11 protein-coding genes, 1 tRNA gene and 1 pseudogene are annotated in these 12,261 nt (G+C 70.4%); 3 read left to right on the forward strand and 10 right to left on the reverse strand.

Annotated features, from left to right (window positions below; all coding sequences use genetic code 11):
• The first annotated feature begins 178 nt into the window (after positions 1–178).
• Both ACZ43N_RS34405 and ACZ43N_RS34410 read left to right on the forward strand, forming a co-directional pair.
• The gene (locus ACZ43N_RS34405) at positions 179–1,684 is read left to right on the forward strand and encodes an MFS transporter (protein WP_468102983.1); all 1,506 of its coding nucleotides are present in this window, start codon (positions 179–181) and stop codon (positions 1,682–1,684) included.
• A 192-nt stretch (positions 1,685–1,876) separates the two neighbouring features.
• On the forward strand, positions 1,877–2,638 hold the full coding sequence (locus tag ACZ43N_RS34410) for a TetR/AcrR family transcriptional regulator (protein WP_468102984.1): 762 nt from the start codon (positions 1,877–1,879) through the stop codon (positions 2,636–2,638).
• 33 nt (positions 2,639–2,671) lie between these two features.
• Here the strand turns inward: ACZ43N_RS34410 and ACZ43N_RS34415 are convergent, their stop codons facing one another.
• The 4 genes and pseudogenes from ACZ43N_RS34415 to ACZ43N_RS34430 all read right to left on the reverse strand — a co-directional run bounded on the left by ACZ43N_RS34415 (position 2,672) and on the right by ACZ43N_RS34430 (position 7,062).
• Positions 2,672–3,142, reverse strand: coding sequence for a PPOX class F420-dependent oxidoreductase (locus tag ACZ43N_RS34415; protein WP_468102985.1), 471 nt, complete (start codon positions 3,140–3,142; stop codon positions 2,672–2,674).
• A gap of 25 nt (positions 3,143–3,167) precedes the next feature.
• Positions 3,168–3,997: pseudogene (locus ACZ43N_RS34420) on the reverse strand (YceI family protein).
• A 67-nt stretch (positions 3,998–4,064) separates the two neighbouring features.
• The gene (locus ACZ43N_RS34425; protein WP_468103054.1) at positions 4,065–6,467 is read right to left on the reverse strand and encodes an MFS transporter; all 2,403 of its coding nucleotides are present in this window, start codon (positions 6,465–6,467) and stop codon (positions 4,065–4,067) included.
• Between the two features lie 145 nt (positions 6,468–6,612).
• Positions 6,613–7,062, reverse strand: coding sequence for a MarR family winged helix-turn-helix transcriptional regulator (locus ACZ43N_RS34430; RefSeq protein ID WP_468102986.1), 450 nt, complete (start codon positions 7,060–7,062; stop codon positions 6,613–6,615).
• 174 nt (positions 7,063–7,236) lie between these two features.
• On the opposite strand from ACZ43N_RS34430, the gene ACZ43N_RS34435 reads away from it, so the two are divergent.
• A complete protein-coding gene (locus ACZ43N_RS34435; protein WP_468074023.1) occupies positions 7,237–7,431 on the forward strand; it encodes a hypothetical protein in 195 nt (64 codons plus the stop codon).
• Positions 7,432–7,734: 303 nt separating this feature from the next.
• On the opposite strand, the gene ACZ43N_RS34440 is transcribed toward ACZ43N_RS34435, so the two are convergent.
• The 6 genes from ACZ43N_RS34440 to ACZ43N_RS34465 form a co-directional block, all read right to left on the reverse strand.
• Positions 7,735–8,652, reverse strand: a complete 918-nt coding sequence (locus tag ACZ43N_RS34440) for an RNA polymerase sigma factor SigF (RefSeq protein ID WP_468102987.1) — start codon at positions 8,650–8,652, stop codon at positions 7,735–7,737.
• Positions 8,653–9,096: 444 nt separating this feature from the next.
• Entirely contained in the window at positions 9,097–9,942 is an 846-nt protein-coding gene (locus tag ACZ43N_RS34445; RefSeq protein WP_468103055.1) for an RNA polymerase sigma factor SigF, read from the reverse strand.
• 187 nt (positions 9,943–10,129) lie between these two features.
• Positions 10,130–10,423 carry a Dabb family protein gene (locus ACZ43N_RS34450; RefSeq protein WP_468102988.1) on the reverse strand — a complete coding sequence of 98 codons (294 nt, stop codon included), beginning with the start codon at positions 10,421–10,423 and terminating at the stop codon, positions 10,130–10,132.
• A gap of 42 nt (positions 10,424–10,465) precedes the next feature.
• A complete protein-coding gene (locus ACZ43N_RS34455; RefSeq protein WP_468102989.1) occupies positions 10,466–10,642 on the reverse strand; it encodes a hypothetical protein in 177 nt (58 codons plus the stop codon).
• 396 nt (positions 10,643–11,038) lie between these two features.
• Entirely contained in the window at positions 11,039–11,608 is a 570-nt protein-coding gene (locus ACZ43N_RS34460) for a DUF4232 domain-containing protein (protein WP_468102990.1), read from the reverse strand.
• Between the two features lie 508 nt (positions 11,609–12,116).
• A tRNA-Ser gene (locus ACZ43N_RS34465) sits at positions 12,117–12,201 on the reverse strand.
• Positions 12,202–12,261 lie beyond the last annotated feature (60 nt).

The raw sequence follows: 12,261 nt of genomic DNA on the forward strand, positions 1-12,261 counted from the left end.
CGGGGGGGGGGGGGGGGGGGGGGGGGGGGGGGGGGGGGAGGGGGGGGGGGGGAGGGAGGGGGGGGGGGGGGGGGGGGGGGGGGGGGGGGGAAAAAAACCCCCCCCCCCCACCACCCTTTGGTCGACCGCCCAAAAACTGCGTTGTACGGTGTATAGGAACCGTTCTACGGTGTAGAACATGTCGACCGCCACCCTCCCCACCACCCCCTCCATCCAAGGCCATCCCCGACGCTGGCTGATCCTCGGCGTCATCTGTCTCGCGCAACTCACCGTGCTGCTGGACAACACCGTGCTGAACGTGGCGATCCCCTCGCTCACCGAGGAGTTGGGCGCGGGAACGTCCGACATCCAGTGGATGATCAACGCGTACTCGCTCGTGCAGTCGGGTCTGCTGCTCACCGCGGGCAGCGCGGCCGACCGCTACGGCCGCAAGAGGATGCTGCTCGCGGGGCTCGCGCTGTTCGGCATCGGCTCGCTGGTGGCCGGACTCGCCCAATCGACCGGGCAGTTGATCGCCGCCCGGGCGGGGATGGGCGTCGGCGGGGCGCTGCTGCTCACCACGACCCTCGCCGTCGCCATGCAGATCTTCACGCCCGAGGAGCAGCCGAAGGCGATCGGCATCTGGAGCGCGGTCAACGCGCTCGGGTTCGCGGCCGGCCCGCTCCTCGGCGGATTCATGCTGGGCCACTTCCCGTGGGGCGCGATCTTTCTGATCAACCTGCCGGTCGCCGTGCTGGGGCTGGTCGCCGTCGTCGCCCTCGTCCCCGAGTCCAGGAACCCGCGGGGCGACCGGCCCGATCTGCTGGGCGCGCTGCTGTCGACGGTCGGGATGACCTCACTGGTCTACGCGATCATCTCGGGCCCGGAGCACGGCTGGACCTCCGGGCGGGTCCTGGCCACGGCCGCCGTCGCCGTGGTGGTGCTCGCGGCCTTCGCGTACTGGGAGAGCCGGGTCCCGTACCCGATGCTCGACCTGTACTTCTTCCGTGACCGCCGGTTCACGGGCGCCGTGGCCGGGGCGGTCCTCATCACGTTCGGCATGGGCGGGGCGCTGTTCCTGCTCACCCAGCACCTGCAGTTCGTCCTCGGGTACGACGCGCTGGAGGCCGGGCTCAGGACCGCGCCCCTCGCCCTGGTCGTCGTGGCGCTCAACTTCTCCGGGCTGTCGGCCGGATGGACGGGCCGGCTCGGTGTGCCGGCGTCGATCGTGCTGGGCATGGCGCTGATGTCGGGCGGGCTGGTCTGCATCGCGACCGGCCCCGGAGGTTACGGTGCCACGCTGGCCGGACTGATACTGATCGGCGCCGGGGCGGCGATCGCCAATCCCGCCATGGCCCACGCGATCATGAGCGCGATTCCGCCGGCCAAGGCGGGGGTGGGGGCCGGCGTCAACGGGACGCTCGCGGAGTTCGGCACGGGGTTGGGTGTGGCCGTGCTGGGCGCAGTGCTGAACTCCCGGTTCGCGGCGCTGATCCCGGTGGCGGCGACGTCGTTGCCCGCAGCGCTGGGGGCGGCGGGGTCGGGGGAGGAGAAGCGGGAGATCGTGGCCGCGTTCTCCTCCGGGTTGGAGACGAGTCTGCTGGTGGGGGCGTTGGCTGTGCTGCTAGGGGGGTTGGTGGCGGCGGGGCTGCTGCGCAGGGCGGAGAAAGGGGAGGGGGAAGGGGAGGCAGGGGGCGCCCAGTAGCTCGGCGGGTGCGGGTGCGTCTGCGGGTGCGTGGGGGTTGATCGCGCAGTTCCCCGCGCCCCTGAAGGCGCCCGCTGCCCTCCACCGGCCCCGCCGGCCCCGCAGGCCGCGCCGGGCGCGCCGCAACAACGGCGCGCGCCTAGCATCTTCACCGGGAAACGAAACCGCGTCGTCGGGTCTGGGAAGGTGCTCATGGTGGAGGCTGCCGGTCGGGCCGGAGGCCGTGGTCGGGCCAGTGTCTGGCTGGAGGACGAGGCGCGGGCGCGGCGGGGAAGGCAGCCGTCGGGGCTGGACCGGGAGCGGATCACCGAGACCGCCGTACGGCTGCTGGACGCGGAGGGCCTGGCCAAGTTCTCGATGCGGCGGCTGGCGGCCGAGCTGCAGGTGACGGCGATGTCGGTGTACTGGTACGTCGAGACCAAGGACGACCTGCTGGAGCTGGCCCTCGACCGGGCCTTCGGCGACGTGCGGCTGCCCCCGGCGGACTCCGACGAGGACTGGCGGGACCAACTCCGCACGCTCGCCGAGCAGTACCGGGCGCTGCTCGTCCGGCACCCCTGGGTGTCGCCGCTCGCCGGCACCTTTCTCAACATCGGCCCGCACGCGATGGGCTTCTCCCTGGCCGTGCAGCGCGTGATCCGCCGGACGGGGCTGCCGGCGCACGGCCAGGCCGGGGCGATCGCGGCGGTCTTCCAGTTCGTGTACGGCTTCGGCACCATCGAGGGCCACTACATCCAGCGCTGCGCGAGCGCGGGCATGACCCAGGACGAGTACTTCCGGCACGCCATGACCGCCGTGACCGTCGACCCCGAACTCCACGAGGTGGTCCGGCACTCCGCGGACCTCATGGAGGCCCGCGGTGGCGACACCGTCGAGGAGATGCGTGAACGGGACTTCGGCTACGCGCTGGACACCCTGGTCGCCGGTATCGAGGCGATGGTGGAACGCGGCTGACCGGGGCAGGGCAAGGGTCCCGGCGCCCGGTGCTCAGTCCTCCCGCGCCAGCCGCGCCGGGAAGCCGCCCGTGGCCACCGGGCCCCAGCGCTCCGGTGTGATCCGGATGATCGACTTGCCCTGCTTGACCATCGCCTCGCGGTACTCGTCCCAGTTCGGGTGCTCGCCGGCGATGTTGCGGAAGTACTCCACCAGCGGCTCCACCGACTCCGGGGAGTCGATGACCTCGGCTGTTCCGTCGATCTGGACCCAGGGGCCGTCCCAGTCGTCGCTGAGGACGACCACGCTGACCCGCTCGTCGCGCTTGGCGTTGCGGGTCTTGGCGCGCTCGGGGTACGTGGAGATCACGATGCGGCCCGAGTCGTCGACCCCGCAGGTCAGCGGTGAGGCCTGGGGACCGCCGTCGGCCCGACGGGTCAGCAGGAGCGCCCGGTGCCGGGGGCGCACGAAGTCGAGGAGCTCTTCGAGGGAGACCTTGGTGTTGGTCGCGATGTTCCGTGCCATGCGCACAGGGTAGGGCCGGGGGCGCCTACTGGCCGCCGTGCAGGCTGTCCCCCTGTACCGCCTGGACGTCCAGTTCCACCCGCAGTGTCGTACCGATGGCCGTGAGGCCCGCCTGGAGGACCTGGTTGTAGTTCATCGCGAAGTCCTCGCGGCGCAGTTCCGTCGTCGCCCGGAACGCGGCGCGGGTGCCGCCCCCCGGTCGGGGCCCGTGCCGAGGTACGCGAGGTCGAGGTCGACCGGGCGGACGACGCCGTGCATCGTCAGCTCGCCGTGGACCGTCCAGCGGTCCGGGGCGACGGGGGTGAGTCCCGTCGACACGTAGGTGATCTCCGGATGGCGTTCCACGTCCAGGAAGTCCGGGGACCGCAGATGGTCGTCCCGCATGCCGTTGCCCGTGTCGATCGAGGCGGCCCGGATCACCGCCGCCACACGGGACTTGGTGCCCTCGTCCGGTGCCGGGGCGATCTCGATCGAGCCGGAGAACTCGGTGAAGCGGCCGTGGACGCTGGAGATGCCCAGGTGCTGGGCGAGTGCCGCCACGGACGAGTGGGCCGGGTCGATGGTCCAGGGGCCGGGCGGCGGCAGTTCGGTGCCGCCGAGCCGGGCGAGGGTGACCGTGCCGACCTCCGCCCGGCCGCTCGCCGTGACGAGCGCGCTCGAGGCGACCGGCCCGTAGCCGACGGCTGTGACGATCACCGTGTACGCGCCGGGGGCGAGCGCGGTGGGATCGCGCACCACGCCTTCCGCGTCGGCCTCGGCCCGCAGTACCTGCGTACCGGCCCTGTCGGTCACCGTGACGACCGCGTGCGACACGGCCCAGCCGTCCCTCGTACGGATCCTCGCGGTCAGTCCCATGTGCGCGTCACTCCTCGGATACGACCGGTCGGCGGGGCGGCAGCCGCCCCGCCGACCGGGGTGGGAACTACTCGCCGGGGTGGGCGAGTTCGATGTCGTGGCCGTCGATTCCGGTGCCGGAGACCGTCAGGGCCGTGGCCACGGGCGGGTACCCGGTGGCGATGACCGTGTAGTCGCCGCCGTCCAGGTCGGCGAAGGCGTACGCCCCGTCCGAACCGGTGGTGGCGGTGGCGACGACGTTGCCCGCCGCGTCGACGAGCGTCACGCGGGCGTCGGCCAGCGGTCCGCCCGGCGCCCGTACCACCCCCTGGAGCCGGGCCCCGGCCTCCAGGTCGATCTCGACGCGGGTGACGCCGGTGCCGCCGACCTCGACGGGCAGGGCACGCGGGCGGAAGCCGGTGGCGTTCACCGCGACCGTGACGGGACCGGGCACGAGTTCGCCGAAGCCGAACTCGCCCTGCTCATCGGTGGTTCCGGTGGCCAGCACGTCCCCGCGCACATCGGTCACCACGACCATCGCGTCCTTTACGGCCAGCGTGGCCCCGGCGGCCCGCACCACACCGTTCAGCCCGCTCGTGCCGCTCAGCAGGATGTCGTGGCCGACCGGCTCGCCGTTCACGACGATGGTGGACGCCTGCGGCTGGAACCCGTCGGCGGCGGCGATCAGCACATACGATCCGGCGCCGGGCGCGTCCACCGCGTAGACCCCGTCAGGGCCTGCGACGGAACGGCCGAGCTGCCGGCCCCCGAGCGAGATCAGCGTGACCGCGGCCCCCGGCACGGGCGCCTCCTCGGCCCCGCGCACATGTCCCCGTACGGCCACTCCGCCCGCACCCGGCGCCGGGGCGGAGCCGGCGGTCACCGCGGCCGCAGCCTCAACCGAAGGAGCCGCAGCCGCAGTAGCCGTGGTCGAAGAGGGCGAAGCCGGGGCCGGTGCCGACGCCGCGCTCTCCGTCCCCTCCTCGGCCGCCGCCTGGGCGAGCGCGCCGTGGGTCCGCAGCGGCACCTCCTTGATGAAGACGGAGAAGATCAGCGCGAGGACGGCGAAGGGCGCGGCGTAGAGGAAGACGTCGCCTATACCGTGGCCGTAGGAGCTCTCGATGACGGTGCGGATCGGCGCGGGCAGCGCGTCCAGGTCGGGGATCTCGCCGTGGCCCATGGAGGATCCGGACACCCCGAGCCCCGCGAGGCCCTCCTTTGCGTAGTGCGTGATCCGGTGGCTGAGCACCGCGCCCAGCGCGGAGACGCCGATCGCGCCGCCGAGGGAGCGGAAGAACGTGACGACGGAGCTCGCGGCGCCCAGGTCGCCCGGAGCCACCTGGTTCTGGGTGCACAGCACCAGGTTCTGCATCATCATGCCGACGCCGAGGCCGAGCAGCGCCATGAAGACCGCCACGTGCCAGTACGGGGTGTCGTACCGGAGCGTGCCCAGCAGACCGAGGCCCGCGGTCACCAGCACACCGCCGGCGAGCAGCCAGGCCTTCCAGCGGCCGGTGCGGGTGATGACCTGACCGGATACGGTCGACGAGACGAACAGGCCGGCGATCATCGGGATGGTCAGGACGCCGGACATGGTCGGGGACTTGTCGCGGGCGAGCTGGAAGTACTGGCTGAAGAAGATGGTGCCCGCGAACATCGCGACACCGACGAAGAGCGAGGCCAGCGAGGCCAGGGCGATCGTCCGGTTGCGGAACAGCCGAAGCGGGATGATCGGCTCGCTCGCCTTCGCCTCGACGAGGACGAAGAGCGCGAGCAGCACCAGCGTGCCGCCCACCATCGCGTACGTCTGCCACGAGACCCAGTCGTACTTGTCACCGGCGAAGGTCACCCAGATCAGCAGCAGGCAGACCGCGGCGGTGATCAGGAACGCGCCCGCCCAGTCGACCTTGACCCTGCGCCGGACGACGGGCAGGTGAAGGGTCCGCTGGAGGACGATCAGGGCGATCACCGCGAAGGGCACGCCGACGTAGAAGCACCAGCGCCAGCCGAGCCAGTCGGTGTCGGTGATCACACCGCCGACCAGCGGGCCGCCGACCATGGCCGTCGCGAACGTGGCGCCGAGGTAGCCGTTGTACCGGCCGCGCTCCCGCGGGGAGATCATCGCGGCGAGGATGATCTGCGCCAGCGACGACAGCCCGCCCATGCCGATGCCCTGGACCGCGCGGAACCCGATGAGCATCCCGGCGTTCTGGGACAGTCCGGCCGCGGCCGAGCCGAGCACGAAGATGACGAGCGCCAGCTGGATCAGCAGCTTCTTGGAGAACAGGTCGGCGAGCTTGCCCCACAGCGGGGTGGACGCGGTCATCGCCAGCAGCGACGCGGTCACGACCCAGGTGTACGCGCTCTGCCCGCCGCCCAGGTCCTTGATGATGTCGGGCAGGGCGTTCGAGACGATCGTCGACGACAGGATCGCCACGAACATGCCGAGCAGCAGTCCGGTCAGCGCTTCCATGATCTGCCGGTGCGTCATCGGAGCGCCGCCGCCGTGCGAGGCCCCCCTGGCGGGGCCGTGGCCGTGCTTGGCGTGAGCCCGCACACCGGCTGGTGTGGTCGTTGCCATGGGCTTCCTTCTCTTACGTGGTCTTCGCGGGTGTACGGGTTGTGGTGGTGGTCTTTCAGGTGGCCGGAGGGGAGCCGGCGGCCGCGTCGAAGCTGTGGCGCAGCCGGCCGAGGAGCCGGACCAGTTCGCCGACCTCCGCGTCGGGCCAGTCGCTCAGCCGATGGGCCATCACCCGACTGGTTCGCCGGTGGAGTTCGGCCACCAGGGCCCGGCCCTCGGGAGTCAGGCGCAGGATGCGCGAGCGTCTGTCCGCCGGGTCGGGGAGGCGTTCGATCCAGCCCCGCTCGGCGACGTGCGCGACATGGCGGCTGGTGACCGACATGTCCACCGAGAGCAGCTCGGCGAGCCTGCTCATCCGCATCTCGCCGTTCCGGTCGAGCAGGGTGAGGACTCCCGCCGATCCGCCGGGGCAGTCGTACGGCAGCATCCGCGCGATCTCCCGCTTCACGACCCCGATGGCGCTGAGCTGGCGGGCCAGCTCCTCGTACTGCGCTCGCTCGGCCATGGGAGCCCCTCCGTGTTTGTTGCTTAGGGCAACCATAGAACTGGATGGTTGCTGCAGGCAAACGAATTCGGGCGGGCGCGGCCCAAGTCTTGGCAAAGGAGAGCGGTGCGGCCGGGGCCGCTCCGTCCCACCCCCCTTGGGTGCCACCTCGCGGATTCGCTAAGGTCTCGGGCCATGGCTGACAACCAGGGCCCCCAGGGCAACTACGACCCCGCGGGGAGCACGCAGATGTTCCGCGCGTTCGTTGACGAGACCCCGCGGGGTGGCCGTGCGGAGGCGGCGTCCTCCGGACCCCGCGTCGGTCTGATCGTCGGGATCGTCGCGGCGGTGGCGGTGGTCGCTGCGGTGGTGTGGCTGGCGCTGGGCTGAGCGGTTCCCGCCCGGTGGGCGGCGGCCACCTACGCGTTCCGCCGGTTTCTGTGATCTTGAGGCTGCGGGTCGGTCCGTGGCCGGTCGCGCGGTCCCCGCACGCCCTGACGGAATGGCGGCGCCCGGCGTCCTCAAAGGGCGCGGGGAACCGCGCGAGCAGCCACGCACCACCCGCACGCACCCACCCGGGTACTCCGCCCCCGCCACCGGCACGCACGATGACCGCCGGGATGGCCTGAACGAACAGGCATCCCGGCGGTCATCGCTCTGTCTGTGTGGTGTCCCCTGTGCCTTGACGGGGACTCAGTCGGAGATGAGGCCCTCGCGCAGCTGGGCCAGGGTGCGGGTGAGGAGGCGGGAGACGTGCATCTGGGAGATGCCGACCTCTTCGCCGATCTGGGACTGGGTCATGTTCGCGAAGAAGCGGAGCATGATGATCCGGCGCTCACGGGGCGGGAGTTTGGCGAGCAGCGGCTTGAGGGACTCGCGGTACTCGACACCTTCGAGCGCGCTGTCCTCGTAGCCGAGGCGGTCCGCCAGCGAGCCCTCGCCTCCGTCGTCCTCGGGGGCGGGTGAGTCGAGCGACGACGCCGTGTACGCGTTGCCGACGGCGAGGCCGTCGACGACGTCCTCCTCCGACACGCCCAGCACGGCGGCGAGTTCGGTGACCGTCGGGGAGCGGTCGAGCTTCTGGGAGAGCTCGTCGCTGGCCTTGGTGAGGGCCAGACGCAGCTCCTGGAGGCGGCGCGGGACCCGGACCGACCACGAGGTGTCGCGGAAGAACCGCTTGATCTCGCCCACGACCGTCGGCATCGCGAACGTCGGGAACTCCACGCCCCGTTCGCAGTCGAAGCGGTCGATCGCCTTGATCAGGCCGATGGTGCCGACCTGGACGATGTCCTCCATCGGTTCGTTGCGCGACCGGAAACGGGCGGCGGCGTAGCGCACCAGCGGGAGGTTGAGCTCGATGAGGGTGTCCCGGACGTAGGCGCGCTCGGGGCTGTTCTCGTCGAGGGCGGCGAGCCGCAGGAACAGGGAGCGGGACAGGGTGCGGGTGTCGATGTTCGCCGAGGCCGGCAAGGCCGGGAACTCAGGCGCGGGAGCCTCGGTGCCGGGAAGGTCCTCGAGCTCCTGAAGGTCCTGAGGGGCCTGGATAGCGTCGGGCGCGGTCTCGCTCTTGGCGAGCGTGAGCACCTTCGAGCTGCCCTGGTCTGCGGACATGCCACCCCCTTTGGGTCGCGGACGGTCGCGGCGGACGCTCCGTCGTAGGGAACGCAGCCTCCACCTGAATACCGGCGGCGAGGCCACGGCAAACGCGCTGGGGGAAGAATGTCACACGTCGGCAACGCGATGTAGTGACATGTCGACATGGAGAGGGGTAATTCGCCCTGTAAAAAGGCGGTCTGACGGCATTTCGGCCTACAACTGTCGGTAAGAGCATTCATGAGTGATTCGCTCTCAGCGGTGATGTCTCGACAGCGCATTCGGTTAGGCCAGATGGCCTGGGCACGTGTGCTCGTGGCCCAATCTGTGCGCCCCGCCTGCCTTCGTGCGCCCCGTGTGCCCCACGGTCCCTCCGGGGCGGAACGTGGGCCGCTTGTTACCAACGGTCACATGGCGATCCCGGTCCTGCGTGCCCGGAAGGCGGCAGCATCAGGCCCGGGGCTAGGACTCGATGCGGTTCGCGGACCGCAGCCTCGCGAAGCTCCGGGCCAGCAGCCGGGAGACATGCATCTGGGAGACACCCAGTTCCGCGCTGATCTGGGACTGCGTCAGATTGCTGTAGTAGCGGAGCAGCAGGATGCGTTGTTCGCGTTCGGGGAGCTGTACGAGGAGGTGCCGGACGAGATCGCGGTGTTCGACGCCGACGAGTTCGGGGTCCTCGTACCCGAGCCGGTCGAGGAGCCCCGGCATTCCGTCGCCCTCCTGGGCGGCCTCCAGCGAGGTCGCGTGGTAGGAGCGGCCGGCCTCGATGCAGGACAGCACCTCGTCCTCGGTGATCCGGAGCCGCTCGGCGATCTCGGCGGTCGTGGGGCTGCGGCCGAACGCTGTCGTGAGGTCCTCGGTGGCCCCGTTCACCTGGACCCAGAGCTCGTGCAGCCGGCGGGGGACGTGGACCGTGCGGACGTTGTCGCGGAAGTAGCGCTTGATCTCGCCGACGACGGTCGGCATCGCGAAGGTCGGGAACTGCACGCCCCGGTCGGGGTCGAAGCGGTCGATGGCGTTGATCAGGCCGATGGTGCCGACCTGGACGACGTCCTCCATGGGCTCGTTGCGGGAGCGGAAACGGGAGGCCGCGTATCGCACGAGCGGGAGGTTCGCCTCGATGAGCGCCCCACGTACGCGGTTGTGCTCCGGGGTGCCGGGCTCCAGGTGCTTCAGCTGGCCGAAGAGGACCTGGGTGAGGGCGCGGGTGTCGGCGCCGCGACGTTTCTCCGGAACGGAAGCCTGGGCCTCTTCCTGGGGTGGCGCAGTACTGGCCGACACGGTCAACGCCACCTCTTCATCGATCAACTCATCAATTCAACCGTCAAAAGCGGTCATAGCATCACAAGACATGTGCACTGTGATCAAGCACCGCATATCGCCGTGTTGAGGGAGAGTCGAGACCGTGACGCAATCGGGGGAACGGCGCACGGCAAAGCCCCGCACCGTTCGAGTGGCGCGGGGCGGGTCGTACGGACGTACGAGCGAGAAGTCAGTACTCGTAGTCGGCGATCACCCACGTGGCGAACTCCCGCCACAGGGCGACGCCGGCCTGGTGGTCGGGGTGCTCGACGTACCGGCGCAGGGAGTCCGCGTCGTCGAAGGCCGAGTTGATCGCGAAGTCGTACGCGATGGGCCGGTCGCTGATGTTCCAGCCCAGCTCCCAGTGGCGCAGCTCAGGGATCCTGCCGTCGAGCGCCTTGAAGGCCTTCTCGCCGGCGAGGACACGGGGATCGTCGCGCTCGACGCCCTCATTGAGCTTGAACAGGACCAGGTGGCGGATCATGAGGGTGCTCCGGGAAGTCGTACGACGCCAGGGTGCTGCTCGTCAGTCGGCCCCGTTGGCGATCCACGTGAAGAAGTCGCCGATGGACTGGGCGGCCATCGAGACGCCTTCGAACCCTATCTCGACGTAGCCGGCGGCGTTCTTCGGGTCGGTGATGATCACGTACAGCACGAAGACCACGAGCACGAACAGCACGATCTTCTTTCCCTGCACCGCCACAGCGGCCTCCCCCGCCTCATATGTCCCTGTCCACCGGCGGCGAGTGTAACCCGATCATGCGTTCGCAGGAGATGCCCGGAACGCAGGAAGGGCCCCGCCTGTCGGCGGGACCCTTCTTCAGCGGTAGCGGAGGGATTCGAACCCTCGGCGACTTGCGCCCCACTCGCTTTCGAGGTCTGTTCGTACTGGTCAGGGCATGATCCGGGGCCGTTCAGACCCGTTCATTCCCGTACTCCCGCCGTCTCGCGAACGGCCGTGAACGGCGGTGGACCATGGTGAATGAGACGGAAAGCGAGACGGGGCGGCGCACCGCCACGTGCAGCTGACGCGTAAAGAGCAGCAGGTCAGAGCGTTGCGATCGTCGTGCAGGCTGCTCGATTCGTGGGGACGGTGGGGTCAGGAAGGCTTGACCGCCGAGACCGGGGTGGCGGTCACCTTGTCGTCGCACTCGGCCCACACCCCGTCCTTCAGGGCGACCTGGTGCTTCCCGGAGCGCGGCAGCCCGATGACCATCGTCGGATACGCCTTCGGGGTCTTGCCCGACTTGCAGTAGCCGTCGCCCTCCCCCTGGACCTGGACGAAGGTCAGCTTCACCCACGCCTTGCCGTGCGGCCGGACCTTCACGGTGGTCGCCTTGCCGGTGCGGGTGACCTTGAGCGGGGTGTTGTGGGCGGGGGAGCCGTTGCCGGCGCCCGCGACCGTCGGATGGCCCTTCAGGACGCAGGTCCTCCCGGAGACGTTGGTGAACTTCACGATCGCCGCCCCGGTCCCGGTCCCGACGGGCGGGTGGGCGGCCTGCCGGGCGCTGACCTGGAGGGCGGAGGCCCGGCAGGCGGGCGGCGGGGTGGAGGTGGTGGTGCTCGCCGCCATGGCGGTGCCGGGCAGGATGCCGGTCACCGCCGCCGCGACGGCCGTGACCGCCGTCGTCGCCAGAGCCGCCCTGCGAATGCCGTTGCTGTGCCGCATGCTGTCGTCCCCCTGAGTCGTCTCGTCCGCGGGTTTCGGTCGTCGGTTGTTGCCCCGCGGTACGCGTGGTCGTCGTACGTGAGTGCAGATAGGGCGGGAGAGCGGCAGGGTTCCGTGCGGCGACTCCTGTGACGGAACGGTGACGATCAGGCTGCACCCGTGCAGATGACCGTCAGGGCAGACAGAAGCACCTCCAGCGCGCCACGGTTTTTACCACGCCCCCGGCGCGCACCGAAGGCGCGCTGAGGCTGACCTGGGGCAATCACCACTGGCAGAGGCAACGGAGGCATCGTCGCCCGACTTGTAGCGCGGCCGTCATCGCCCTGTCGGGTCCGTCGCTTCCACCTTCCGGACGGTGTCGATCAACTGGGCTGGTTGCTCGCGGCCGCGGGGGTGCTGGTCTGCCCGTCGTGATGAGAGGCCCAATGGGTTCCCCGGACCTTGTGGGCAACCGAGACGGAACAGCACGAAGGGCCCGGTCCATCGGACCGGGCCCCTCATCCACCAGCGGTAGCGGAGGGATTTGAACCCTCGGTGACTTGCGCCACACTCGCTTTCGAGGCGAGCTCCTTCGGCCGCTCGGACACGCTACCGAGGGAGACCTTACAGCAAGGTGGGGCGTGCTTTGAAATCGGTATTCGGGGATGCCCGGA

It is taken from the genome of Streptomyces sp. NPDC030814, assembly GCF_055572155.1.

Coding starts and splice junctions, on each gene's coding strand:
- ACZ43N_RS34405 (WP_468102983.1), top strand. CDS start 179: ATGTCGACCGCCACCCTCCCCACCACCCCCTCCATCCAAGGCCATCCC.
- ACZ43N_RS34410 (WP_468102984.1), top strand. CDS start 1,877: ATGGTGGAGGCTGCCGGTCGGGCCGGAGGCCGTGGTCGGGCCAGTGTC.
- ACZ43N_RS34415 (WP_468102985.1), bottom strand. CDS start 3,142: ATGGCACGGAACATCGCGACCAACACCAAGGTCTCCCTCGAAGAGCTC.
- ACZ43N_RS34425 (WP_468103054.1), bottom strand. CDS start 6,467: ATGACGCACCGGCAGATCATGGAAGCGCTGACCGGACTGCTGCTCGGC.
- ACZ43N_RS34430 (WP_468102986.1), bottom strand. CDS start 7,062: ATGGCCGAGCGAGCGCAGTACGAGGAGCTGGCCCGCCAGCTCAGCGCC.
- ACZ43N_RS34435 (WP_468074023.1), top strand. CDS start 7,237: ATGGCTGACAACCAGGGCCCCCAGGGCAACTACGACCCCGCGGGGAGC.
- ACZ43N_RS34440 (WP_468102987.1), bottom strand. CDS start 8,652: ATGTCCGCAGACCAGGGCAGCTCGAAGGTGCTCACGCTCGCCAAGAGC.
- ACZ43N_RS34450 (WP_468102988.1), bottom strand. CDS start 10,423: ATGATCCGCCACCTGGTCCTGTTCAAGCTCAATGAGGGCGTCGAGCGC.
- ACZ43N_RS34460 (WP_468102990.1), bottom strand. CDS start 11,608: ATGCGGCACAGCAACGGCATTCGCAGGGCGGCTCTGGCGACGACGGCG.